Source organism: Haladaptatus sp. AB618 (genome assembly GCF_024136965.1).
In the GTDB taxonomy this organism is placed as follows: domain Archaea; phylum Halobacteriota; class Halobacteria; order Halobacteriales; family Haladaptataceae; genus Haladaptatus.
Window position 1 is genome coordinate 45,641 of the sequence record NZ_JAMYJX010000003.1, and the last position, 22,000, is coordinate 67,640.

Consider the following 22,000-nt stretch of genomic DNA (forward strand, 5'->3'; position numbering starts at 1 on the left):
GCGTAAACGCCCTTTTAAGATTTCGAGACGGGCGTTTCAGTTGTAGTCGACCGCTCCTTCGCCCTCCCCGATCCATGCGCTCCGGTCGGGTTCGCGCGATTCGAGGGGGTCGATATCCTTGTACCAAGGAACGTTTCTCAGCTGTTCTTTGTTGTACACCAGTTCGCTCTTCGTGTCACCCGTGAACTCGAAGTTCTGCGTGAGCAGGATGGCATCGACGGGGCACACTTCCTCGCACAGTCGGCAGTAGATGCACTGGCCGACGTGGAGGTTGTACTGTTCGCCGTTACGCTTGTCGTCCTGCACGATCTGAATCGTATCGTTCGGACAGACGTTTTCACACTGGCGACACCAGATACAGCGCTCCTGGCTGAACTTGTGAATCCCACGGAAGCGTGGGCTTACTTCGGGAGCGACGTCGGGATATTCGACCGTGAACGTCGTCCCGCCCAATGCGTGCTTCATCGTGGTTGCCATCGATTTGAGAACTCCAATCATAGTGTCACCCCTACGATAACTGCCGTGAGCACCAAGTTAGCGAACGAAAGGACGAGCATGCCCTTCCAGCCGATCTCGATGAGTTGGTCGATACGGACGCGCGGAATCGCCGAGCGTGCCCACTGCGTGAACAGGAACACGGCCCAGATCTTGATCGTGAACCAGACGAAACCGAGCCAGTGCTGTGCGGGGCCGTCCGGGCCGCCGAGGAAGACGGTGGCGATGATGGCCCCACCGAGGAAGATGTGCAGGAACTCTCCGAGGTAAAACAGCACGAAGTAGACGCTCGAATACTCGGTCATGTATCCGGCGACGATCTCCGTCGGTGCCTCGGGTAGGTCGAACGGGTTCCGTCCGACCTCGGCCAGGTTCGCGATGAGGAACAACACGAACGCGAACGGGTTCACGAACGCGTACCACGAGGGAACGTGGAACCCGCCGATGCTGAGCAGGGTGGTCTGCTGAGCCGCGACGATCTGACTCGTCCGAAGCGATCCCGCGAAGATGACAACGGAGGCCGCCGTCACGACGAGGGGAATCTCGTACGCGATGTTCTGTGCCACCGCACGGAGTCCCCCGAGCAGCGAGAACTTGTTGTTCGACGCGTAGCCACCCATCGTCAATCCGAGCGTCGCAAGGGAGGCGACCGCGAACACGTATGCCAACCCGATCTCGGGATCGGCGAGTTGCAGATTGAGACCGAAAATATGACCCATCGGAATGACCGCAAAACCGAGCAACGCCGACCCCGCCATCACCATCGGAGCGATGTCGTAGGCCGGACGGTCCGCACCGTCCGGAATGATGAGTTCCTTCGACAACAGTCGCACTGCATCGGGGATGATGATCAGTACGCCGGCCGGTCCGAGGCGATTGACCGCGATGCGGTCCGTGAACGCGGCGGTGATCTTCCGCTTGGCCCACGGCCCCGCGAACGCCGTCATCGTCAGCATGATGGTGCCGATAACGGCCGCCGCGATGAGCGCCGAAAGTAGTTCTATCGGCGCACTGGGGTTGTTGCCACCGATCGCGTGGGCGATCTCATCGGGGAAGAGCGCCATATTCGTGAGGCCGGGAATCATCGATCGACCTCCCCGAGAATGATGTCGAGGCTACCGAGGGTCGCGACGAGGTCGGGGACGTACTCCCCTTCGGACATCTCGCCGAGCGCGGACAGGTTACTGAAACACGGACTCCGAATCTTGAATCGGCCGGGCTTGTCCGACCCGTCCGAGCGGATGTAAATCCCGAGTTCACCCTTCGCACCTTCGACGGCGCGGTAGGTCTCGGTGTCCGCGTCCGGTTTGAGCGTCCGGGGGACGTTCGACTGAATCTCGCGCTCGTCCTCGGGCCAGTCTTCGAGCAGGTCGAGACATTGCTCGATTATCTTCGCCGACTGTTCGACCTCGCGCATTCGAACCAACAGGCGCGAGTAGTTGTCACAGCCGTCCTCGGTCACGACGTCCCATTCGAGTTGGTCGTAGTAGCCATACGGGTCGTCGCGGCGCAGGTCGTAGTCGATCCCTGACCCCCGAGCGACGGGTCCCGTGACGCCGTACTGTTTTGCGACCTCGGGTTCGAGGACGCCGGTGCCGACGGTCCGAATTTGGAGCAACTCGTTGTCGGTGATGAGGTCGTGGTACTCGTCGAGCGCCGACGGAAGCCCGTCGAGGAAATCCCGAGTCTCGTCGAAGAACTCCTCCCGTGGTTCGGGAATGTCCCAGACGACGCCGCCGAGGCGGAAGTAGTTGAACATCATGCGCTGACCGGTCAGGTCCTCCAGGATGTTCTGGGCGAGTTCCCGGTCGCGCATCGCGTACATGAAGATCGCAGTGAAGTCGCCGTAGATGTCGAGACAGAACGTCCCCAGTGCCAGCATGTGGGATGCGATGCGGCACAGTTCGGCACCCATCGTCCGGATTATCTGCGCGTACTCGGGGACGTCGATGTCGTTCAGGTCCTCCGCCACGCGGGCGTAGGCCCACTCGTTGAGCAGTCCGGAGGAACCGTAGTCCCAGCGGTCGGGATACGGCATGATCTGGTGGCGGTACGTACCGTTTTGGGCCATCTGTTCCTCGCAGCGGTGGAGATAGCCGATGTCCGGTTCGACGTCCGCCACCTGTTCCCCGTCGAGCACCGTTTCCAGGTGCAATACGCCGTGTGTCGCCGGGTGGTGCGGTCCGATGTTGAGGAGCATCGTGTCCGACTCCGCATCGTAGCGGTCGTCCTCAAGCGGATTTTTGTGCTCCTCGAACGGGACGATCTGTGGTCGGTCCTGATCGTAGTTCTTCGCCAGGGGGTGACCCTGCCACGTCTCGGGGAGAAGGATGCGTCGCAGATCCGGATGTCCCTCGTACTCGATGCCGATGAGGTCGTACGCTTCCCGTTCGTGCCAGTCGGCGGTCCGGTAGACCGGTTCGGCCGTCTGGCTCTTCGGGGCGTCCCATGGCGTCGGAACGACGACGCTTACCTCCTGCGTCGGATCGTCGTACTGTTTGAGGTGGTAGATGCTCTCGTACCGGTCCTCGTAATCCTGCGCCGTGACGTTCGAGAGATGGTCGAATCCGGCCTCGTCGCGCAGTATGGTCAAGACTTCCTGCACTTCGTCCGGTCGGACCACGAATCCGGGCGCATTGAGGTGCTGTTCGCGCCCGATGACGTGATCGCCGAGCAATTCGGCGAGTTCGTCTCCGGGGGACGCGGACTCTTCCGCTCCCGATTCGATTTCCTCCTGGGAACTCATGGCGAATCAGCCCAGTTGTAGCGCATGACGAGCGAGTCCTCGTCGATTTCGTCCGCGAGCGACTGTACCAACTCGTCGCGCTCCAAGTCGCCGAACTGTTCCAGTTCGTACGGCTTGACAGTCACCGGGTTCGATTCACCGTGCGCGATGCTCTCTTGGAGTTTCACGACACCGTAGACGAGCGCTTCCGGGCGCGGCGGGCATCCGGGGACGTGGATGTCGACCGGAATGACCTCCTCCGCACCCTTGATGACGTTGTAGCCCTCCTGAAACGGGCCGCCACTGATCGAACACGACCCCATGTTCACGACGAACTTCGGTTCGGGCATCTGGTCGTAGACGCGCTTCATCCGCGGCGCGAACTTCGAGACGATGGTCCCGGGAACGATCATCACGTCGGCCTGTCGCGGCGATGCACGCGGGACGCCGGAACCGAATCGGTCCAAGTCGTGTTTCACGGCGTAGGTGTGCATCATCTCGATGCTACAGCAGGCGATGCCGAACTGCAGCATGAACATGGACGACCCCCGAACCCAGTTCATGAACTTGTCGAACTTCGTGAGAATGAATGGTGACGCGCCGAACGCCTCCCGAAGCTTCGAGTTGAAACGATCGTCGACCCCCGTGCCCATCCGAGCGTCTTGGGTCTTCGTCTGGGGTGCTGTACTACCCTGAATGTACTCCCGTGGTTCGTTACTCATTGTTCCATACCCTGTCTCGTTCCGCGGGGGCTACGAACCCACCGCACCGCACCGTTACGCCAAGCCCACGCGAGGCCGACGACGAGAACCGCGATGAATGCCAACATCGGGACGAGCACCGTCGCAAGGCCGACGCCGCTGTCGATAGCGTTGCGATAGATGACGGTCCAAGGGAAGATGAGGACCGTCTCGATGTCGAAGACGACGAACAACAGCGCAACCATATAGTATTGAATGTTGAACCGAATGCGCGTCGTCCCGGTTGGAATTTCACCGCTCTCGTAGGTGGCGGATTTTCCCTGTTCGGGCACTGTTGGTCTGAGGAGACTCGATATCATCATCATACTAGATGGTATCGCAATCCCCACCAGCGCCAACGCGCCGATGGCTACCCATGGATTCATTACCGATTTCTCCTAGCAAGTGGTAATTTGTGAGCCCACACCTATAAGCGTTGATTCTTGGGATTCTGGGCCTGAAACCCCTCTCTCGCCGGTATTCGGGCAACTAACGCTTTCTCTTCGATAACGTCCCCCGTTCCTATAGAGAATTGAACTGTACCAATGGGGATACTAGTATATAAAATTATATATTATTGTTCGTTACGGAACGAATCCGTTCCTTCCTCGTGGAGACGACGGGAGACGTTCCCGACGTCGGTCTGTAACTCGTCGTGGTACGTGACAAGTCTTTTCCGCAACTCGTCATGTCCTCGAGAGAGAATCTGTGCCGCCGAGAGCGCAGCGTTGAACGACTTACCGGCGTCCACAGCGACGATGGGCGCGCCGGTCGGCATCCCGATGACCGACGACACCGACTTTTCCTGGACGGGAACCCCGACGACGGGAATCGGGTACGCGAGCGACGCCGTCATGTTCGGGAGGTCGGCCGACTTCCCGCCCGCCCCGGCGATGATGACGTCCAATCCACGTGCTTCGGCCGTCTTCGCGTAACTGTACATCAACTCTGGCGTGCGGTGGGCCGAAACGACGTACGTTTCGAACGTGAATCGAGCGTCCGGCGGGTTCTCGTTGTCGGTCACTTCCTCGAAACCGAGTTCCGTGAGCGCGTCGTACGCCCCCGACATCACGTCCAGGTCGGAGTCGCTTCCCATGACGATTCCGATTTCGGGGGTTTCCTCCGTCGGCCGGTCGCGGTTCGCTTCGGCTTCGAACTGTTCGATGAGGCTCGTGACTGATTCTGCGGTGGTCATTGGAACGTGAGTGAGTCGGTGAGGTCTTTTGCGTCACCGTGTAGGTCGGTGAGCGTCGGTTCGTCGACCGTCGCCGGGTCGTCGTCGCCGACGAGCGTGACGTGTCCCATCTTCCGGAGTGGTCGCACGTCGTGCTTGCCGTACCAGTGGAACGACGCGCCGGGGGTCGAAAGCACGCCTTCGACGCCCGAGAGGTCGGCGGGTTCGGGTTCGTCCACGTCGCCCAAAATGTTCGACATCACGATGGAACCGCGGAGCGTCGTCGCCCCGAGCGGGTACCCCAGCACGCCGCGGGCGTGCTGTTCGAACTGCGAGGTGAGCGCGCCTTCGATGGTGTAGTGTCCGGAGTTGTGCGGGCGCGGGGCAATTTCGTTCACCGAAATTTTTCCATCTTCCCTCTCAAACAACTCGATTCCGTACGTCCCTCTCCCGGAGAGCGCCGAGAGCACTTCCCGTGCGACTTCCTCCGCGCGTTCTCGAACCTCGTCTGACGTGCGCGCGGGGACGACGGTTTGTCGAAGGATTTCGTCCTCGTGGACGTTTTCCCCGACGGGGAACGTCGCCACCCCGTCGTCGCCCTTCACGGCGATAACGGAGAGTTCGCGCTCGAAGGGGACGAACTCCTCGACCATCAGTTCGCCCGAGACTTGCGACATCGCGTTGTCCACGTCGTCCTCGTCCTCTACGGGGACGTTACCGCGCCCGTCGTAGCCGCCGCGGCGGGCCTTCAACATCATCGGATAGCCGAACTCCTCGCCCGCTTCGAGCAGGTCCTCGCGGGAATCGACTTGGCGGAAGTCCGGGACCGGAATGCCCCTGTCCTGCAGCGCGCGCTTCTGGACGAGTTTGTCCTGAATGGTGCGGAGCGTCGCCGGGTCCGGGTGGACCGGGACGTCGAACTCGTCGCTCACGGCTTCGAGCACGTCGGGGTCGGCGAGTTCGATTTCGAACGTCAACGCGTCGCTTCGCTCCGCGAGTTCTCGAATCGCGTCCTCGTCGTCGAAGTCGCCGACGATCTGGTCGCGGGCGACGAGCGACGCCGGGCAGTCGGGTGTCGGATCGAGGACGATCAGTTCGACGCCGAGCGGGGATGCCGCTTCCGCGAGCATCCGGCCGAGCTGGCCGCCGCCGACGACGCCAAGGGTAAGCGGTGATGCCGTAACCATGTTGCCCGAAAGCTATCCCTGTGGGTGCATAAGATTTGCCAACTTGGACGAGAAATACGCACAAACGTGCAACGTATCTCGGACTATTCCGCCTGGTTCGCCTTCCGAAGTGCGCTCTTCTTGATGTAAATCGTCGTCGGAGCACCCCAGAGCGTCAGGTCGTGTCGATACGCACGATAGCCGTCGAGATACTTCGCCACGTCCCCTTCGCGTGAGGTTCGGGTGATGACGACCGGCGGCTGTCGGGTCTTCAGGCTCTCGTTGTCCAGCGTGCTATCGACGCTCGCGTTCGCCATCTCGGTGTACCACGGTAGCGGGAGGCGGTTGTACCAGCCGCTCGCGGCCGGTGGTGGGCCGTCGTTGCTGGTCTCGTCCGGGACGTAGAACACGTAGTTACTCTGATCGTCCACGTAACCGTAGTACAGGACGTCGGTCCCTCCTTCGTTCGCCTTCGACACCTGCTGTACCTTTTCCATCGTCGGTTTGATACCGGCGGCCGGTTGTCCCCACTGGACGATGTCGTTGTGGCGCTGTCCGCCGAACACGCTCGGCGTGTCGGGGTCTTGGGGGTGCATGTAGACGACGGTCGTCGCCGGAAAGAGGATCAGTACGACGAGAACGAGGGATATGACGCTCGTCGCGGTCGTTCCGACCCGGTCGTCGTCCTCGTACGCCTCCATCCCCCAGCGATAGATGACCCCCGCGCCGACGGCCGCGGGAATCATGAGCGGGACGATGGCGTGCACCGTCACCCACCCGGCCTGGATGTCGGTCACGAGCGGGTAGCCGAGGATGCTCACTACGCCCCAATAGAACGCGAACGAGACGAGGTCGCGGGGGCGGTCGTCGACGTATCGCGCCGCGATAAAACCGACGACGGAGAGGAGGACGACCACGATTGCGCCCTGTTCGAGTACCGTGATGAAGTGCTGAAGATAGGGAAGGTAGGCGTGCCCCTGACTCGTCACCCACTGTCCGGTGAACTTGTCCCACGTCCCGAGCGTTGCCTCCCCGACGACCGCACCGAACATCGACGGCTGTCCGAACGCCTTCCACAACCCCGGCCCGCCGGTTCCGTTCGTCCGGGGCGCGTAGAAGTAGACGATGATGACGAAGAACTCCACCAGCGCAACGAGGATGTGCGGAGCGAATCGAAGGAGCCCCCGACCGGTTTCTTTGGTCGTCTCGACGAACGTCTCGGTCCATTCCCGGTCGTGATTCCGGGAGAGGAGCAGTCGGTGGTCGAACAGCAGGACGAGCGCTCCGAGCCACGCGAGGACGTACAGAATGGCGTTTTCCTTCGTCGTGAAGCCGAGCGCCAACGCCGCGGTTCCGGCGTAGAGGTACCGTGCCTTCCCGGTCGCCTGTGCGCGGAGGTAGAAACCGAGCGCGAATACCATGAACGCCGCGAGCAACACGTCGTACCGCATGACACGGGAGTAGTAGAGGACGACGGGATTCACGGCGAGGAAGAACGCGAACGCCACCATCTCGGAGTCGCTGAGATGGTCGCGGTAGAGCCACGCGGCCAGCGGTACCAGTCCGGTGACGAGTGCCACCGGCAGTCGCGCCACGAAGTCGCTCGCGCCGAACAGTTCGAACAGGACGCTGTTCACCTGCGGGAAAAAGGGTCCGTGAATCGGCGGATAGTAATTCCAGACGCCGGTCTCCTGAAAGCGGAGTATCCAGTAGCCGACGCGGGCTTCGTCCCAATGGGCGAACCGGGTGCCGAGACCGACAAGCCGGAGCGCCAGCGCCAGCACCGTGATGGCACAGATGAAAGCGAAACCCCGATTTCGGGCCGTCCACCCGGTCAGCGGGTGTTCGCCTGAACTCATTGTTTTGCCTCAAGACAGAGCGGGGATACAAGCCTTGCGGAGAGCGGTAGTTCTTTTAGCCGGGGTGGCCTCCCGCCACACATGGTAACGCTCGGACTCGTCGTCGCGGAGTTCAACGCGCCGATAACGGAGCAGATGGAGGCATCGGCGCGTGAGGCTGCCGCCGAGCGAGGTGCGGAAATCGTCGAAACGCTACACGTTCCCGGTGCGTACGATTCTCCCCTCGCGGCGGACCGGCTTGCGCGACGGGACGACATCGACGGGGTCGCGGTGCTCGGTGCCGTCATCACCGGCGACACCGACCACGATCACGTCATCACGACCGCAACGACACAGAAGCTCACCGACGTGAGCTTGGACCGGGATACGCCGGTCGCCCTCGGAATCACCGGACCGGGCATGTCGGCGGCGGAAGCACGCGAGCGTACCGACTACGGTGCACGAGCGGTCGAAGGTGCACTCGATTTGGTGGAAGAACTACAATGACGATGGAATTTTCGGAACGAATCGGACGTGTCGAACCGAGCGCAACGCTCGCGATCAGCAGTTTGGCGTCGGAACTGAAAGCGGATGGTGCGGACGTCATCGACCTGAGCGTCGGTGAACCCGACTTCCCGACGCCGACGAACATCGTGGACGCCTGCGAGGAAGCGATGGAGGAGGGCCACACCGGCTATCCGCCGTCCAACGGCGTCCCCGAACTCCGCGAGGCCATCGCGGAGAAGCTACAAGGGGACGGTCTCCCGTACGAGGCGGACAACGTCATCGTCACGCCCGGCGCGAAGCAGGCGCTCTACGAGACGGTGCAGACCGTCGTCGACGACGGCGACGAAGTCGTCCTCCTCGACCCGGCGTGGGTGTCCTACGAGGCGATGGTGAAACTCGCGGGCGGCGACCTGAACCGCGTGGACCTCGCACCGCACGACTTCAAACTCGAACCCGCCCTCGACGACCTCTCCGAGGCCGTCTCGGACGATACCGAACTATTGATCGTCAACTCGCCGTCGAACCCGACCGGCGCGGTGTACTCGGACAAGGCACTCGAAGGCGTCCGGGACTTGGCCGTCGAGCACGATATCACCGTCATCAGCGACGAGATTTACGAGCAGATCACCTACGGCGCGGAGTGTACCAGCCTCGGCACCCTCGACGGGATGTTCGAGCGCACGATAACGGTCAACGGCTTCTCGAAGGCCTACTCGATGACCGGCTGGCGGCTCGGCTACCTCGCCGCGCCGGAGGAACTCGTCTCGCAGGCGGCCAAACTCCACTCGCATTCGGTCTCCTCCGCGACGAACTTCGTCCAGCGCGCGGGCGTCGAAGCGCTGGCGAACACCGAGGACGACGTGAGCGAGATGGTCGAGGCGTTCCACGAGCGCCGCGACCGACTCGTCGCCCTGCTGAAACAGCACGACGTGGACGTTCGAACGCCGGACGGGGCGTTCTACATGATGATCCCCGTGGCCGAGGACGACCAGCAGTGGTGTGAGGACGCGCTGGAGCAGGCCCACGTCGCAACGGTACCGGGCAGCGCCTTCGGCGCGCCCGGCTACGCGCGGGTCTCGTATGCGGCGGGCTTGGAGCGGATCGAGGAAGCGGTCGAACGGTTGGCCGACGAAGACCTGCTGTAACGGAAACAGCGTTTTTATTTTCGAGTGAACGACCGAGCTATCGCTTCGTACTTCCGGGAACTCACCACCTCAAACCGCATTGGTCCCGGCTTTCGATATAAACCTACGCGAAAAAGTAGCCCGGTCGTCTCCCGTCGTTCAGTTCCGTCCGATGATGAATCGGTTGGCGATGTAGATGCCGATGGCCGCCCCGATTGCGGGTGAGATGGAAGCAACGACGGATTGCTGGGGGTTGTACCCGAGCGCGAAGAGCGCGACGAGAAACACCGCGATGAACCCGATGGCTCCGGAGATGAGTGCGGTTTTGCCAGCAGGGGAAACCATGCGTTCTCCTCCTTAGACGCCCATGCCCATCAGGTGGCTTCGGAGCACGTCGTCGTCCTTGTTACCCTCGCCGGTGTTGAGGATGACGACGGTGTCGTCCTCGTCGAACTCACCCTGCTGGGCGAGTTCCCACGCGCCGCTTGCGGCGGCGGCGCAGGTTGCGCCCATCTCCAACCCTTCCTTCTGTGCGATCGCGACCGCCGAATCGAGGATGTCTTGGTCGCTGGTCGCCACCGCGCCGCCGTCGCTCTCGCGGAGCGCGTCGAGGATCATCGGGCTCGCGCCGGGGTCGGGAATCTCGATACCGCCGCAGATGGTGTCCGGCGTCTCCCACGCTTCGTGGACGTCCGTGCCCTCCTCCCATGCCTTGACGATCGGTGCACATCCCGTCGCTTGCGCGGCGTACATCGCTGGAAGGTCGTCGGTGAGTCCCAAATCGCGGAACTCCTTTGCGGCCTTGTGCATGCCGACGAGGCCGACCCCGCCACCGGTCGGGTAGACGATGGCGTCGGGGACGTCCCAGTCCATCTGCTCGGCGATTTCGTAGAACATCGTCTTCTTGCCCTCGTGGCGGTAGGGCGTGACGAACGTCTTCACCGAGTACCAGTCGTCTTCTTCCTCCATCGCGTCGGCGTAGGCCGCGCCCGCGTCGCCGATCCTCCCTTCGACGACGGTCATGTCCCCGCCGTGGACGTTGACCATCGCCTTGTTCGTGAACCCGGCGCGCGTCGGGAGGAAGACGTGCGATTCGAGGTCGGCGCGGGCGGCGTAGGCGGCCGCCGCCTGTCCGGCGTTTCCGGCCGACGCGAGCGCGATGTCCGTCGCGCCGTGTTGGGCCGCCGCGGTCACGGCCATCGTCTGGCCGCGGTCCTTGAACGTCCCGGTGGGGTTGCGCCCCTCGTCCTTGAACAGAACGCGTCCGACGCCCATCTCCTCGGCGAGTTTCGGACATTCGACGAGCGGCGTCGCACCTTCGTCCATCGTCACCGCCGATTCGCGGGTGAACGGCAGGAGTTCCGCGTACTTCCACATCGTCTCGAACGGTCGGGATTCGAACTCCTCGCGCGACACGTCGATGGCGTCGTAGTCGTACTCCGGGTCGAGGATGCCGTCGCAGTCGGGACAGCGGTGTGTCCCCACTTCGGCGTCGAACGTCTCGCCACAGTCTACGCACGTCAGTCCGATGAATGCGTCCGTCGTCTCCATGCCCGAAGGTGGGAAGGGGGACCACTAAGCCCTGTTCATCCCCCGTCCCTTTTGCCCCTGCTCGCCGACTGTCGGATATGAAACCGGAAACCGTTCAGTCGATCCTCGCCGACTGGGTGGAGCGACACCGTGAGTCGTTGACGGCTCGCTGGGAGGACGTTCCGCATCGAGTGCGCGACCCAATTTCGGTACCGGAGTACGATTTCCCGACGACGCCGGACGACATCTTCCCGTGGGTTTCGGTCTGCTTCGTGGTAGCGGACGGACGGGTGTTGCTGGTACAGGATTCGGGCCACTTGTCCGTGTGGGAGCCACCAGGGGGGAAAGGCGAGGTTCGAAGAACCTCGAAGAGAGCGAGCGGTGAATGCCGCGAGCAGGGCGAGGCGCGAAGCGCCTCGAAAAACGTAAGCGGTGAATACCGCGAACGAGGCGAACTTGGTGAATCGTATTCCGAAACTGCTCGGCGCGAAACCCGCGAGGAGACGGGCATCGAGTGCGAAATCACCGGCCTGCTGTTCACCGAAACGCTCCAATTCGATTACGGCGAGTCCGTCCTCATCCCCGTGTTGCAGGCCGGATTCGTCGCGCGGCGAGTCGGCGGCGAGATTCGAACGACCGAGGACGCCATCGAAGAAGCGGCGTGGCTCCCGATTTCTGACCTGCCGGACGGAACGCAGTTCGAAGCGGAGATCGGATCGTTGGCACCGTCCCGATAGCGTCGAACCCCAACCTGATGGGCCGAGAGAGGTTTACGGAGGACGACCGACCTTCCCCCATGACCACAGTCATCGTCGCCGGGGCGGGACTCGCGGGCCTCGTCGCCGCCCGGCACCTTGCCCGGTTGGGGGTGGACGTTCACGTTTTCGAACGCGAGGATGAGGTCGGCGGGAGGGTCCGAACCGAGCGGAAAGACGGGTTCGTCCTCGACCGTGGCTTTCAGGTGCTCTTTACCTCCTACCCCGCCGCGAGACGCGAACTCGACTTCGACGAACTCGATCTGCGCTATTTCGACCCCGGTGCGGTGCTCGCCCGTCCCGGCAGTCGATCCACACTGAGCGACCCGTTTCGGGACCCTGGAACGCTGTTCGAGTCGATGGCGAACCCCGAGGTTCACCTCGGCGACAAGGTTCGAACCCTGAAACTCCGGCGGGAACTGACCCGCAAACCGAACCGTGAAATCTTCGCCGGGGAGGACGAGTCCATCGAGGAGTACCTCCGCGAACGCGGTTTTTCCGAATCGTTTCGAGACAACTTCGTCGGGCCGTTTTACGGCGGTATCACGCTGGATCGGTCGCTTTTGACCTCGAAGAAGGTGTTCGAGTTCACGTTCAAGATGCTGTCCACGGGGCGGATCGCCGTTCCCGCCGACGGCATGGGCGCGATTTCCGAACAGTTGGCGCGGAAGGCACGGACGGCCGGGGCGACGATTCACCTCGAAGAGGTCGTTTCGGCGGTCGAATCGGACGGCGACGAAGTCCGCGTCGAGATCGACGGTGAAACCATCACCGGCGACGTAGCCGTCGTCGCCACCGACCCGAAGGCCGCCCGAGAGTTGACGGGCGTCGATTCGATCCCGACCGATGCTCGCAGTTGTGTCACCCAGTATTTCGTCCACGACGAACCGCTCGACACCGGCAACCGAATCCTGCTCAACGTCGGGGACGACGCGCCGAACGAAATCGTCCCGGTGTCCACGATTGCACCGGAGTTCGCGCCAGACGGGCGCGAACTCCTCTCCGCGACGTACCTCGGCTTGCCGGAAGAGTCGGACGAGGAACTGGCGGAAACGGTGGTCGAAACGCTACAGCGGTGGTATCCCGACCGGAATTTTGCCCCGCTCGAACACCTCCACACCGACCGCATCGAGTTCGCGCAGTTCGCCCAACCCCCGGGGGTCTTCGACACGCTTCCGACTAATCGAACCGACGGGGAGTCGGTGTACCTCGCGGGGGACTACACCGAGGCGTCCTCGCTCAACGCCGCGATGGAGAGCGGGCGAAAAGCCGCGCTCGCCGTGTACGACGATCTGTGATCGTCACCGTCCTCGGAAACGGGCGATACGATTTTGTCGATTCCCGGTCGAAATCAATCCGAAACGATGACAAAGCCGGTCCTGGTTCGGAATCCGAACGGCGGCGACCGACGAAAGAGCGTCAAGGCCCGTGACATCGCACGTCGTCGCGGCTACGACGTTCGGAACAGCACGGCTCGCGGCGAAACCCTGACGCTCGCGGAGTCGGCGGCGAGAGACGGTGCGTCGGTTATCGCGGCCTGTGGCGGCGACGGGTCCCTCAACGAAGTCGTCAGGGGTGTCGATGCGGCGGGCGCGCTCGACGACGTTCGCCTCGGGGTGATTCCCACGGGGACCGGCAACGATTTCGCGGACAACCTCGGGATTCGAGGGCTCACCCACGCGTTCGACGTGGTCGAATCCGGCGAGGAACGACGGCTCGACCTCGGGATGGCCGACGACCGGCCGTTCGTCAACTCCTGCGTCGGCGGGTTGACCGCCGAGGCGAGTGCTCGAACGACGCCGGAGCGAAAGCGACGGCTCGGCGTCCTCGCCTACGTGCTGAGCACGCTGCATGAGGCGCGGGAGTTCGACGGCCTTCGACTCGACATTCGAGCGGGACCACGGGATGACCCGGTATGGTCGGGCGAGGCGGAAATGCTCCTCATCGGTAACGCTCGACGATTTCCCGGGGAGCGCGAGCGTCGGGCGAACGTCGAGGACGGCCTGCTGAACGTGGTCATCATCGAGCGCGCGCCGTCGCTCGATTACCTCTCGGCCGGTGCCGCGGAAGTGTTGTTACGCCGGGATTCGACGTATCTCACACGACTCAAAGTTCCTCGATTGCATCTCGAACACGACGGGGAACCGGTGCAGTTCAGCCTCGACGGGGAGACGATTCAACGCGCCGAGATGGACGTTCGCTGCCGTCCGAACGCGATGCGATTCGCGGTCGGAGAACGGTACGTTCCGAATCGGAGCGGAAGATAGAGCGGTAATCCTTCAGGTGTACATGCGACCATATCGGAACAATTACAGGATGCCATGGACGCTTCGAAGGGACACACGGTGCCTATTTTGTCGAGATGACGCTGTCGGTCCCCGCTACAACGGGTCGAAGGAGCCAGTACAGTCCGGGAAGTTGGGAGAGGTTGAGCACTGCATCCCGCATTTTGACGTGCCACTTCGTAGGGGGGATGAGAAAACTCGCAGTGCGCCTCCCGTACGCTTGCTTTTTCTCGATCTCCGGTTTCATCTTGGCCTCGTATTCAGCCAATCCCTCTTCGATAACGGAAGCTTCGCGTAGCTTACGAGCGAGAACGTAGGCACCACCCATCGCCATGGATGCCCCTTGTCCCGCGAGGAGCGAAACGGCGTAGCAGGCGTCTCCCACTAATGTCACTCGTCCCTTCGACCAGTGATCCATCTCGATCTGTGCGACCTGGTCGTAGTAGATACTATCGACATCCGCACAGTGATCGAGCGCATCAGGTACGATCCATCCGATGTCGCCGAACGTCCTGCGCAACTCCTCACAGGGAGACGCCGGTAATTTCTCGTCCGGCGCATCGTGAGCGAACCAGGTGGCGACTTTTCCGTTTCGAATCGGATAGAAACCAGCGGTCCGATTCTCCACTGTGATATCCCGAAATCCGCCGTCCAACTTTCGTCTAAATGCATCGTCTTCGAAAATGTACGCTGCAGTCTGATAGCCGAGATAGCGACGGTACTTCTCCTCCTCCCCAAACGTGAGTTCCCGAACGCGGGAATGAATCCCATCTGCACCGACTAGTAGGTCCACCTGTTCCCGTGTTCCATCAGTGAGATCGACAGTTACCTCGCGTCCGTTCTGCTCGACCTCGTCCACAGTGAGATCGTAGCGAATTTCGACGTCATCCGAGAGGGATTCGTAAAGCACACGCTCCAAATCCCCACGCATCAGTGAGAGCAATTCTCCGTCCTTCAGACGCCTGAACAACTCGTAATCGATCGTAGAGACGGTGTTCCCGTTCGAATCGACATCGATGATTTCTGAAATCGGGTATTGGACCCCTTCGAGTCGTGGGAGGATGCCCATTCGTTTCGCCACGTCGTACCCGGAGCCGAGGAAATCGATCATATATCCTTCCTCGCGCAATCCGGCCGCCTTCTCGATCAACGAGACGTCCCATTCATCCCGATCTAGCCACCATGCTAGCGTTAGCCCGGCGATTCCCGCACCACAGATGAGAACCCGTTGTCGGTTTGCTTGCGGTTGGTCCCTTTCCCTGTTTTCTATATTCGGCATATACCGAATATTGCGATTTAAAAACGATAACTCTTTCTATATTTTCGCGTTTCGTGGGTACCACCTTCGTCTGAAAGTGGAAAAATCGGTGTCGTGGGGTTCGGGGAACCGTTTTCTATTTTTACTACGTACCGATTATAACGAACACATGAGCAACGACGTCGATCCGGTAACCGAGGCTCGGGAGGAGGTCATCGAAGCGTTAGAACACAGCGCTGAGGTGTACGGGTTCAACAGAAGTTACGGACGCCTGTACGGGATACTGTTTTTCGAAAATCGACCGGTTTCACTCGACGAAATCGTTGAAGAGAGCGGCTATGCGAAATCCACGGTGAGTACGGCGATGAAACGTCTGGAGCAATTTCACGTCGTGCACCGTCGCTCGATTCCGGGTGAAGGGAAAAAGGCGTTTTACGAGGCCGAAACCGATCTTTGGCGCATCGTCCAGGAATTTCTCCGTCGGGAAGTTCAACGCGAACTGGACATCATGACTCGTGCGCTCGAATCCGCCGAGAACCGCCTCGAAGGGGTGGACGATGAGCGTGCGAGGGAAGATCTCGAACGGATTCGCTCGTTCGAGAAAACGTACAAACGAGGACAAAAAGTCGTGGATATCTTTGTATCGGTCTCGAATAACCGACTGATAAAACTGATCGAAAATCTATAATTTCCGGTGCTCCCGACCGAATTTTCCCTTGTAGTTCGATTTCCGAATCGACGCTTGCTGAACACTTCGATAGGATTTCCCATCGAATACACGATTCGGCAACTCCTCCTCCGAACTACGGATTACAGCAGTTTCCGAAACTCGGCGAGCGGCGGGAACCGGTAGGTTTCGTCGGCATCCTCGTCGCGGACGATGGGTCGGAGCGGATTCGTCCGCGTGACGAGCGGGGACTGAAAGTCGCTCCCCCGCAGGTCGTTTACGACCATTCCGCTCGCGAAACGGGTGAATGCCGGGAGGACGAGAACGTCCGACTCTCGGTAGGTCTCCTCCCCCCAGAGGTAGCACGGACGACGCTTCCCCTCGATTTCGATGGCCGGATGGTCGTGACCGACGACGTATCGGGGCGCGTCCTCGTCGGGTTCCTCGTGGCCGTGACAGACCAACGTCCCGTCCGCGAGGCGGTACTCGTCCCGTGGGTCGGCGAGTTCGTCGAGCAACGTATCGTGGTTGCCTCGCACGACGACGAGCGTGGCACCCGCTTCGTCCACGAGTTCTCGGAGGTCGGCGAACGTCACTTCGGCTTCCTCCGGCAATCGGTCGAAGGCGTGGAGAACGTCGCCCGCGAGGACGACTTCGCTCGGGGAAAAACGGTCGAGGAGGTCGGAAACTCTCGTGGTCAGATCGGTTCGCTCTCCGAGCGACAGGGAAACGTTCGACGTCGCGTCCCGGCCGATGTGGAGGTCGGCGAGGACGAGCGCGTCGACGGACGGCAGGAAAACGGCGCGGTCCGTGAATTCAGCGTCCACCATCGGCCCGGGTACGTTGGCTGAGGTCGTACTCCCGTCCGGAGACGAGGTAGATGACGTCCTCGATGACAGTCAGCAGTTCGGGGAGGATACGGACCACCAACCACAGGATGATGACGAGCGATATCACGGCGAGCAGTTGGCTGAACACCCTGTCCGCGATGAAGAACGAGACCATCTTCGGGTCGGTGTAGCCCGTGAGACTGGTGACGGGACCGATGAATATCTGGAACCACTGGTTGCCGAACGCGACGGAGATGAACACGTTGCGGATGACGTTCAGCACCCAGATGATGGAGATGGCCATCACGAACGCACGGATCTTTCGGCGGAGCGGCGCGCGGACGGCGGCGATGAGGCCGCCGAAAATGCTCATGCTGCCGATTCCGGTACACGCCAAAACGAGATACGTGTAATACCGGTGGCCGTTGCTGTCGTGGAAGATGAACGCGCTGTGATAGCCGTTCTGCTCCGCGATGGTGAAGTCGGGGTCGTACCCGAGCAGGTGGATGACGGCGTTCGTCTGTGCACTCACGAGTTCGACGATCGACTGACGGAGCGGTTCGATGGTCAGGAACGGGACGTAGATGAGTCCCATCGCCGCGACGCCCCGGGAAAGGACGAAGAGCGAATCCCGTCCGGTGTACAACTGGTAGCCCGTATACACGCACAACGGAACCGCGACGAGGCACAACGTACCCTCGATGAAACTCCGCATCTCGAACGCGAACCGGGGAAAGAGAACGCCCCAAAAGAGCCCAAACAGCACCCATGCTCCCATGCCGACGCCACGTGCCAAATCGCGGTCGTATCCTTCGAGCGCGGCGGTGGCGACGAACGCGGCGATGACGACCCACACGAGGTAATCGGGAAACGTCGTCGTCAGCCACGAGACCGATAGCGAGAGAGGAACGGAAAGGGCGGCAGGGGCGACTTCGATCACGATTCGTCCTTGTTCTCGGAAAATATAGAGTTGACGCTCTTCAAATCGCCCGGACACGTCGGCACCCGATGCGTTTCCACACGGGGTGGTCGTCTCCCGCTTTCACTCGCCGACCGCTGGTATTTTTATCGTCCCGCCCGACGGTTCGGGTATGGCCGACGTGTTGGAGGACAAGCGAGCCGCGACCCGGTTTCGAATCCTCTCGGAGATCGCTGACCGCCAACCGGCGGTGAGTCAAGGCGAAATCGCTGACGCCGTCGGCGTCACGAGCCAAGCCGTCAGCGAGTACATTCGCGGCCTCGTGGACGACGGGCTCGTAGAAAAGGAAGGGCGCTCCCGCTATCGGGTGACCAAGGAGGGCGTCGATTGGCTGTTGCAGTCCGCGACCGACGTCCGGCGCTTCGCGGATCACGTCACGGACGATATCCTCGGGAACGTCGGGGAGGACGCCGCAATCGCACGGACCGACATCGACGCGGGAACGACCGTCTCGCTCACGCTCGCCGATGGATTACTCCACGCGACGCCGGGCGACGAAGGACCTGCGACCGGTATCGCCACGACGGACGCCGAGGAGGGCACGGAAGTCGGCGTCACGGAATTCGAAGGTATCATCGACCTCGATCCCGGCCACGTGACGGTGTATCAGGTTCCGCCGGTCCGTTCCGGAGGAAGTCGGTCGGTCGATTCGGACGCGCTGGCGGCCGTCTGTGACGCCGCTCCAGTCCTCGCGGCAACCGGTGTCGAAGCGTTCGTCGCACTACAGTCCGCCGGTCTCGAACCCGACACGACGTTCGCTGCGGGCGAAGTCGCCGCCGAGGCCGCGGAGCGTGGCTTGGACGTGGTCATCGTCGCAACCTCCGACAGCGTCGGGCGCGTCACCGACGCCCTCCGGGACGTTGGTGTCGCCTACGAAGTTGCAAACGTCGAATAAGTTATAGTCATTCAAAAACGGTGCAATTCCTTTGCGGGTTCGTCAGCCGTTGTGTGAGAAAGCGAGTTAACTCGACCCATTTCAACGGTGAGCGAATCGCTTGCGGCAAAGTGGTTCGTGGAAAATACTGTTAGAAAAAAACGCCTGTTGGGTGGCAAAGTTAATACCCTTGGTTATAATATATGCGTGTGTATCGAACTCGGAGATAATCTCATGTTTACCTCCAAGCTATGAAACTCACCGAACCGGGGACGAAAGGGGAACTCGACGAGAGTCAGATTCATAACGTCTTGCGGAACGACCGACGACGCGAAACGATTCGGTATCTTCGTCAAACGGGTGACTCACTGGCCGTCGACGACCTCGCGGAACACATAGCCACGCTGGAAACGGGGGAGTCCCCCCCCACCCAGAAACGTTAGAAAGAGTGTCTACGTTTCGCTCCATCAGACACACCTCCCGAAACTGGACGACCTCGGTATCGTGGAGTACGACCAACGGTCGAAGGAACTGGTTCTCAACGACCGCGCGCGCGAGGTCGAGGTGTATATGGAGGTCGTCGCCGAACACGACGTTTCGTGGCCGACGTACTATCTCGGTCTCGGGATACTGGAGTTCATCGTCCTCTTCGCGGCGAAACTCCATCTCTTCTCCATCCAACTGCTCGATTTCGAGTTCTGGACGTGGTTCTTTTTGACGTTCTTCCTCGTCTCCGCGCTGTACCACATCTACAACGGACAAGAGCGATCGCTGTTCTGACTGACCGTTACGGCGGGGAAAACGTGACTGCTCAGCCGATGTACCGCAGGTCGTCGTCCGACGGGAGGGATGCCTGTTGGGATTGGGATTCCATCTCCTCTATCTTGTTGACGACTTCCTCCATCTCCTCGGCGCGCTCTTCGAGCGAGCTGAAATCGACCTCGAAATCGAGCACTTTCTGGAGGATTTCGAGGACCGCCTGCGCGCTTTTCGGGTCGACCAGGTAACCGCTCGTCTCGCCCATCAGGCACGTCGCTTCGAAACCGCGCCGTCCGCCGAGACCGAGCAGGAGTCCGCTGGTGCCGACGATGCCGCCCGCCGGTTCGTCCTCGCGGAACTCAACGCCCGCACCTTCGAGTTCGTCCACGAACTCCGTCGTCGCGGCCGCACCCAACACGGCGTACTCCTCGATGAGTTCGCCGGTCGGCACACCGCCGAGCGCGAAGACGCGTTCGACACCGAACTCCTCGGCGATGTCCAAAAAGGCGTTCGTCAGCCGATAGTGGCCGACGTTGTCCTGGGCTTGATAGTCGCCCGTCAGGACGAGTACGTCCTGCCCGTCGAGCGTCAACGCGTGGAGTTCCACACAGACCAGTGCGGCCGTGCCGTCGTCCCCGACGCTCACCTGTGGCGGCAGATACTCCGAGTACACCCGTCGAACGAGTTCGCTTTCTTTCTCCTCGAGTAGATGCTCGGCGACGAGTTTACCGACGTGACCGACGCCCGGCAGTCCCTCGATAAGGACGGGGCTTTCCAAGTCGGGATTGGCGACGATGTCGATGTCGATTTCGTCCATGTACCTTATTCGTGGTCGCGCCGCTTAAGTGCGCGTCGGTACTCCCCGTACGGGTCGTTCGGGTCGAACGGCGCGGGTGCGCTGTTTACGGCGTTCGCTCCACAGTCGGGACACGTCGTCAAAAGGGTGTACACCGGGCGGTCGTGTTCCGCCTTCCACGCGGAACATACCCGGATGTTCGATTTCATTCGTCGTCGGTGTGGCGGTCACGGTGGAAGTCGGCGGTACCCTCGATGCCGTCCATGACGCCCTCCGCACGGTGGACGCTCTCTTCGAGTTGCGCCTCCGCCGTCTTGTAGTTCGGTGCCTTCACACGAACGCGATATTCGGGTGCACCGACGTAGGTAACGTCGAGTTCCACTTCGTCGGGAATGTCGCCGTTTCCTTCGGCGGCTTTGAGCGCCTCCTTGATGCCATCGACGCCGTCTTTCCCCGGGTTGCGGAGGTCGACGTAGCCGGTGACGGTGACGTAGGGAACCGAGACGTTCTCGCGTGCGGTCTCGACCAGTTGTCCGATTTCCTCGTCCGTAAGGTCGGTACTGTCGAGCGCTTCGGGACCGTGAATCGCCGCTTGCTCGAAGCCGTCGTAGATGCTGCCGAACTCGGAGAGGAGTTCGTTTGCGACGTGCGTGTACTGCTCGTCGCCCATGTCCTCGCCGAACGCGAGCGACATCCACTTGTCGGCCTTCTGCTCGTTCTTCCAGTCCTGTATCTTATCGCTTCGCTGATGTTCGTTCACGTCCTTGATCGAGAGGTCGATCTGCTGGGACCCCTCGTCAACGTCGAGAACCTTACAGACGACGGTCTGTCCGGTGCTGACGTGGTCTCGGACGTTTTTGATCCAACCGCTGGCGACCTCGCTGACGTGGACAAGCCCACGCTTGTCCTCGTACTCTTCGAGGTCGATGAAGACCCCGAAGTCTTCAATCTCGTCTACTTTACCGACGACGAGTTCGCCAGTGTCGGGCCAGCCACTGTATTTCATCGGGATGCTATCGTTTCGAGGACGTCGCCATTGATTTCTGCCTTGCCGCCGGTCGGCGTGGCGAGGTTGTGACCGCAGACGACGCAGTTGACTTCGCTCGACGCCTTGCCGAAGACGGTCTGTTCGTTCTCACAGTCTGGACACTGAACTTTGTAGAAATTTCCTGCCATGTGTTTACTCCTGGAATTCGAGTCGGCCTGCACGCCATCCCGGGCGGAGGTGTGCTTTGCCACACTCGCTGCAACGGTACTTCAAGTCGGTCTTCTTCGTCGGTTTGTCTCCACCGGGAACCTTCGAGAAACCACCAGCGTTACCGATGACGGCTTTGCCGCGTTTCTGCTGGCGAGCGTCCCACTTCATGCCGGTTCGTCGGCCAGTGCGGACCTTCTCGACTTCGTGTTCGTGGTGTGAGTGACAGTGCGGGCAGTACGTGTTAAATCGACGTGGCATCTGCATAGATATCGACCTTACGGTGAAATTGCGGGCCGGGAC

Annotated in this window: 26 protein-coding genes; 8 read left to right on the forward strand and 18 right to left on the reverse strand. The window is 61.2% G+C overall.

The genetic code is table 11. The features are described 5' to 3' along the window. Positions 1-36 precede the first annotated feature (36 nt). The 8 genes from NKF26_RS10570 to NKF26_RS10605 form a co-directional block, all read right to left on the reverse strand. Positions 37-498, reverse strand: a complete 462-nt coding sequence (locus NKF26_RS10570; protein ID WP_066143333.1) for an NADH-quinone oxidoreductase subunit I — start codon at positions 496-498, stop codon at positions 37-39. Further along, positions 495-1,580, reverse strand: a complete 1,086-nt coding sequence (locus NKF26_RS10575) for a complex I subunit 1 family protein (protein ID WP_253228196.1) — start codon at positions 1,578-1,580, stop codon at positions 495-497. Before NKF26_RS10575 ends, NKF26_RS10570 begins: the two co-directional genes overlap by 4 nt. Continuing rightward, the gene (locus NKF26_RS10580; protein WP_253234284.1) at positions 1,577-3,241 is read right to left on the reverse strand and encodes an NADH-quinone oxidoreductase subunit D; all 1,665 of its coding nucleotides are present in this window, start codon (positions 3,239-3,241) and stop codon (positions 1,577-1,579) included. Before NKF26_RS10580 ends, NKF26_RS10575 begins: the two co-directional genes overlap by 4 nt. After that, entirely contained in the window at positions 3,238-3,942 is a 705-nt protein-coding gene (locus tag NKF26_RS10585; protein WP_253228194.1) for an NADH-quinone oxidoreductase subunit B, read from the reverse strand. Before NKF26_RS10585 ends, NKF26_RS10580 begins: the two co-directional genes overlap by 4 nt. Then, complete coding sequence (locus NKF26_RS10590; RefSeq protein WP_066143326.1) at positions 3,939-4,346, reverse strand: NADH-quinone oxidoreductase subunit A; 408 nt, start codon at positions 4,344-4,346, stop codon at positions 3,939-3,941. The genes NKF26_RS10585 and NKF26_RS10590 overlap by 4 nt, the downstream gene beginning before the upstream one ends. A 188-nt stretch (positions 4,347-4,534) precedes the next feature. Then, complete coding sequence (gene purE / locus NKF26_RS10595) at positions 4,535-5,155, reverse strand: 5-(carboxyamino)imidazole ribonucleotide mutase (protein ID WP_253234285.1); 621 nt, start codon at positions 5,153-5,155, stop codon at positions 4,535-4,537. After that, positions 5,152-6,321, reverse strand: coding sequence for a 5-(carboxyamino)imidazole ribonucleotide synthase (locus NKF26_RS10600; RefSeq protein ID WP_253228192.1), 1,170 nt, complete (start codon positions 6,319-6,321; stop codon positions 5,152-5,154). The genes purE and NKF26_RS10600 overlap by 4 nt, the downstream gene beginning before the upstream one ends. 83 nt (positions 6,322-6,404) lie before the next feature. Then, a complete protein-coding gene (locus NKF26_RS10605; RefSeq protein WP_253228191.1) occupies positions 6,405-8,159 on the reverse strand; it encodes a flippase activity-associated protein Agl23 in 1,755 nt (584 codons plus the stop codon). An 81-nt stretch (positions 8,160-8,240) separates the two neighbouring features. On the opposite strand from NKF26_RS10605, the gene ribH reads away from it, so the two are divergent. Further along, positions 8,241-8,645, forward strand: a complete 405-nt coding sequence (ribH, locus tag NKF26_RS10610; protein WP_066143315.1) for a 6,7-dimethyl-8-ribityllumazine synthase — start codon at positions 8,241-8,243, stop codon at positions 8,643-8,645. Further along, positions 8,642-9,790 carry a pyridoxal phosphate-dependent aminotransferase gene (locus NKF26_RS10615; protein ID WP_369682138.1) on the forward strand — a complete coding sequence of 383 codons (1,149 nt, stop codon included), beginning with the start codon at positions 8,642-8,644 and terminating at the stop codon, positions 9,788-9,790. Before ribH ends, NKF26_RS10615 begins: the two co-directional genes overlap by 4 nt. Positions 9,791-9,928: 138 nt before the next feature. Here NKF26_RS10615 and NKF26_RS10620 read toward each other — a convergent pair whose 3' ends face one another. Together NKF26_RS10620 and NKF26_RS10625 are read right to left on the reverse strand one after the other, a co-directional pair. After that, positions 9,929-10,114, reverse strand: coding sequence for a hypothetical protein (locus NKF26_RS10620; protein ID WP_253228190.1), 186 nt, complete (start codon positions 10,112-10,114; stop codon positions 9,929-9,931). A gap of 12 nt (positions 10,115-10,126) precedes the next feature. Continuing rightward, positions 10,127-11,320, reverse strand: coding sequence for a threonine synthase (locus NKF26_RS10625; protein ID WP_253228189.1), 1,194 nt, complete (start codon positions 11,318-11,320; stop codon positions 10,127-10,129). Between the two features lie 77 nt (positions 11,321-11,397). On the opposite strand from NKF26_RS10625, the gene NKF26_RS10630 reads away from it, so the two are divergent. The 3 genes from NKF26_RS10630 to NKF26_RS10640 all read left to right on the forward strand — a co-directional run bounded on the left by NKF26_RS10630 (position 11,398) and on the right by NKF26_RS10640 (position 14,321). Then, the gene (locus tag NKF26_RS10630) at positions 11,398-12,036 is read left to right on the forward strand and encodes an NUDIX hydrolase (protein WP_253228188.1); all 639 of its coding nucleotides are present in this window, start codon (positions 11,398-11,400) and stop codon (positions 12,034-12,036) included. Between the two features lie 59 nt (positions 12,037-12,095). Further along, complete coding sequence (locus NKF26_RS10635; RefSeq protein WP_253228187.1) at positions 12,096-13,352, forward strand: NAD(P)/FAD-dependent oxidoreductase; 1,257 nt, start codon at positions 12,096-12,098, stop codon at positions 13,350-13,352. 66 nt (positions 13,353-13,418) lie between these two features. Next, positions 13,419-14,321, forward strand: a complete 903-nt coding sequence (locus tag NKF26_RS10640) for a diacylglycerol kinase family protein (protein WP_253228186.1) — start codon at positions 13,419-13,421, stop codon at positions 14,319-14,321. 82 nt (positions 14,322-14,403) lie between these two features. Here NKF26_RS10640 and NKF26_RS10645 read toward each other — a convergent pair whose 3' ends face one another. Then, positions 14,404-15,618, reverse strand: coding sequence for an FAD-dependent monooxygenase (locus NKF26_RS10645; RefSeq protein ID WP_253228185.1), 1,215 nt, complete (start codon positions 15,616-15,618; stop codon positions 14,404-14,406). A 148-nt stretch (positions 15,619-15,766) separates the two neighbouring features. Here NKF26_RS10645 and NKF26_RS10650 point away from each other — a divergent pair, with 148 nt between their 5' ends. Then, complete coding sequence (locus NKF26_RS10650; protein ID WP_253228184.1) at positions 15,767-16,285, forward strand: GbsR/MarR family transcriptional regulator; 519 nt, start codon at positions 15,767-15,769, stop codon at positions 16,283-16,285. Between the two features lie 122 nt (positions 16,286-16,407). Here the strand turns inward: NKF26_RS10650 and NKF26_RS10655 are convergent, their stop codons facing one another. Both NKF26_RS10655 and artA read right to left on the reverse strand, forming a co-directional pair. Continuing rightward, positions 16,408-17,094: a metallophosphoesterase gene (locus NKF26_RS10655; protein ID WP_253228183.1), complete on the reverse strand. Its 687-nt coding sequence runs from the start codon at positions 17,092-17,094 to the stop codon at positions 16,408-16,410. Continuing rightward, entirely contained in the window at positions 17,081-17,977 is an 897-nt protein-coding gene (gene artA, locus NKF26_RS10660) for an archaeosortase A (protein ID WP_256487098.1), read from the reverse strand. The genes NKF26_RS10655 and artA overlap by 14 nt, the downstream gene beginning before the upstream one ends. Before the next feature lie 208 nt (positions 17,978-18,185). Here artA and NKF26_RS10665 point away from each other — a divergent pair, with 208 nt between their 5' ends. Further along, positions 18,186-18,968, forward strand: coding sequence for a MarR family transcriptional regulator (locus NKF26_RS10665; protein WP_253228181.1), 783 nt, complete (start codon positions 18,186-18,188; stop codon positions 18,966-18,968). Between the two features lie 483 nt (positions 18,969-19,451). Then, the gene (locus NKF26_RS10670) at positions 19,452-19,727 is read left to right on the forward strand and encodes a hypothetical protein (protein WP_253234286.1); all 276 of its coding nucleotides are present in this window, start codon (positions 19,452-19,454) and stop codon (positions 19,725-19,727) included. 31 nt (positions 19,728-19,758) lie between these two features. Here the strand turns inward: NKF26_RS10670 and NKF26_RS10675 are convergent, their stop codons facing one another. Genes NKF26_RS10675 through NKF26_RS10695 form a run of 5 tightly spaced genes read right to left on the reverse strand, consistent with a single transcriptional unit; the run spans position 19,759 to position 21,964 of the window. After that, positions 19,759-20,523, reverse strand: a complete 765-nt coding sequence (locus NKF26_RS10675; protein ID WP_253234287.1) for a proteasome assembly chaperone family protein — start codon at positions 20,521-20,523, stop codon at positions 19,759-19,761. Positions 20,524-20,528: 5 nt separating this feature from the next. Further along, positions 20,529-20,711, reverse strand: a complete 183-nt coding sequence (locus NKF26_RS10680) for an RNA-protein complex protein Nop10 (RefSeq protein ID WP_253228178.1) — start codon at positions 20,709-20,711, stop codon at positions 20,529-20,531. Beyond that, positions 20,708-21,508: a translation initiation factor IF-2 subunit alpha gene (locus NKF26_RS10685; RefSeq protein ID WP_253228177.1), complete on the reverse strand. Its 801-nt coding sequence runs from the start codon at positions 21,506-21,508 to the stop codon at positions 20,708-20,710. Before NKF26_RS10685 ends, NKF26_RS10680 begins: the two co-directional genes overlap by 4 nt. Continuing rightward, positions 21,505-21,678 carry a 30S ribosomal protein S27e gene (locus tag NKF26_RS10690; protein ID WP_066143251.1) on the reverse strand — a complete coding sequence of 58 codons (174 nt, stop codon included), beginning with the start codon at positions 21,676-21,678 and terminating at the stop codon, positions 21,505-21,507. The genes NKF26_RS10685 and NKF26_RS10690 overlap by 4 nt, the downstream gene beginning before the upstream one ends. A 4-nt stretch (positions 21,679-21,682) precedes the next feature. Further along, the gene (locus NKF26_RS10695; RefSeq protein ID WP_066143248.1) at positions 21,683-21,964 is read right to left on the reverse strand and encodes a 50S ribosomal protein L44e; all 282 of its coding nucleotides are present in this window, start codon (positions 21,962-21,964) and stop codon (positions 21,683-21,685) included. Positions 21,965-22,000 lie beyond the last annotated feature (36 nt).

Coding starts and splice junctions, on each gene's coding strand:
- NKF26_RS10570 (WP_066143333.1), bottom strand. CDS start 498: ATGATTGGAGTTCTCAAATCGATGGCAACCACGATGAAGCACGCATTG.
- NKF26_RS10575 (WP_253228196.1), bottom strand. CDS start 1,580: ATGATTCCCGGCCTCACGAATATGGCGCTCTTCCCCGATGAGATCGCC.
- NKF26_RS10580 (WP_253234284.1), bottom strand. CDS start 3,241: ATGAGTTCCCAGGAGGAAATCGAATCGGGAGCGGAAGAGTCCGCGTCC.
- NKF26_RS10585 (WP_253228194.1), bottom strand. CDS start 3,942: ATGAGTAACGAACCACGGGAGTACATTCAGGGTAGTACAGCACCCCAG.
- NKF26_RS10590 (WP_066143326.1), bottom strand. CDS start 4,346: ATGAATCCATGGGTAGCCATCGGCGCGTTGGCGCTGGTGGGGATTGCG.
- purE (WP_253234285.1), bottom strand. CDS start 5,155: ATGACCACCGCAGAATCAGTCACGAGCCTCATCGAACAGTTCGAAGCC.
- NKF26_RS10600 (WP_253228192.1), bottom strand. CDS start 6,321: ATGGTTACGGCATCACCGCTTACCCTTGGCGTCGTCGGCGGCGGCCAG.
- NKF26_RS10605 (WP_253228191.1), bottom strand. CDS start 8,159: ATGAGTTCAGGCGAACACCCGCTGACCGGGTGGACGGCCCGAAATCGG.
- ribH (WP_066143315.1), top strand. CDS start 8,241: ATGGTAACGCTCGGACTCGTCGTCGCGGAGTTCAACGCGCCGATAACG.
- NKF26_RS10615 (WP_369682138.1), top strand. CDS start 8,642: ATGACGATGGAATTTTCGGAACGAATCGGACGTGTCGAACCGAGCGCA.
- NKF26_RS10620 (WP_253228190.1), bottom strand. CDS start 10,114: ATGGTTTCCCCTGCTGGCAAAACCGCACTCATCTCCGGAGCCATCGGG.
- NKF26_RS10625 (WP_253228189.1), bottom strand. CDS start 11,320: ATGGAGACGACGGACGCATTCATCGGACTGACGTGCGTAGACTGTGGC.
- NKF26_RS10630 (WP_253228188.1), top strand. CDS start 11,398: ATGAAACCGGAAACCGTTCAGTCGATCCTCGCCGACTGGGTGGAGCGA.
- NKF26_RS10635 (WP_253228187.1), top strand. CDS start 12,096: ATGACCACAGTCATCGTCGCCGGGGCGGGACTCGCGGGCCTCGTCGCC.
- NKF26_RS10640 (WP_253228186.1), top strand. CDS start 13,419: ATGACAAAGCCGGTCCTGGTTCGGAATCCGAACGGCGGCGACCGACGA.
- NKF26_RS10645 (WP_253228185.1), bottom strand. CDS start 15,618: ATGCCGAATATAGAAAACAGGGAAAGGGACCAACCGCAAGCAAACCGA.
- NKF26_RS10650 (WP_253228184.1), top strand. CDS start 15,767: ATGAGCAACGACGTCGATCCGGTAACCGAGGCTCGGGAGGAGGTCATC.
- NKF26_RS10655 (WP_253228183.1), bottom strand. CDS start 17,094: ATGGTGGACGCTGAATTCACGGACCGCGCCGTTTTCCTGCCGTCCGTC.
- NKF26_RS10665 (WP_253228181.1), top strand. CDS start 18,186: ATGGCCGACGTGTTGGAGGACAAGCGAGCCGCGACCCGGTTTCGAATC.
- NKF26_RS10675 (WP_253234287.1), bottom strand. CDS start 20,523: ATGGACGAAATCGACATCGACATCGTCGCCAATCCCGACTTGGAAAGC.
- NKF26_RS10680 (WP_253228178.1), bottom strand. CDS start 20,711: ATGAAATCGAACATCCGGGTATGTTCCGCGTGGAAGGCGGAACACGAC.
- NKF26_RS10685 (WP_253228177.1), bottom strand. CDS start 21,508: ATGAAATACAGTGGCTGGCCCGACACTGGCGAACTCGTCGTCGGTAAA.
- NKF26_RS10690 (WP_066143251.1), bottom strand. CDS start 21,678: ATGGCAGGAAATTTCTACAAAGTTCAGTGTCCAGACTGTGAGAACGAA.
- NKF26_RS10695 (WP_066143248.1), bottom strand. CDS start 21,964: ATGCAGATGCCACGTCGATTTAACACGTACTGCCCGCACTGTCACTCA.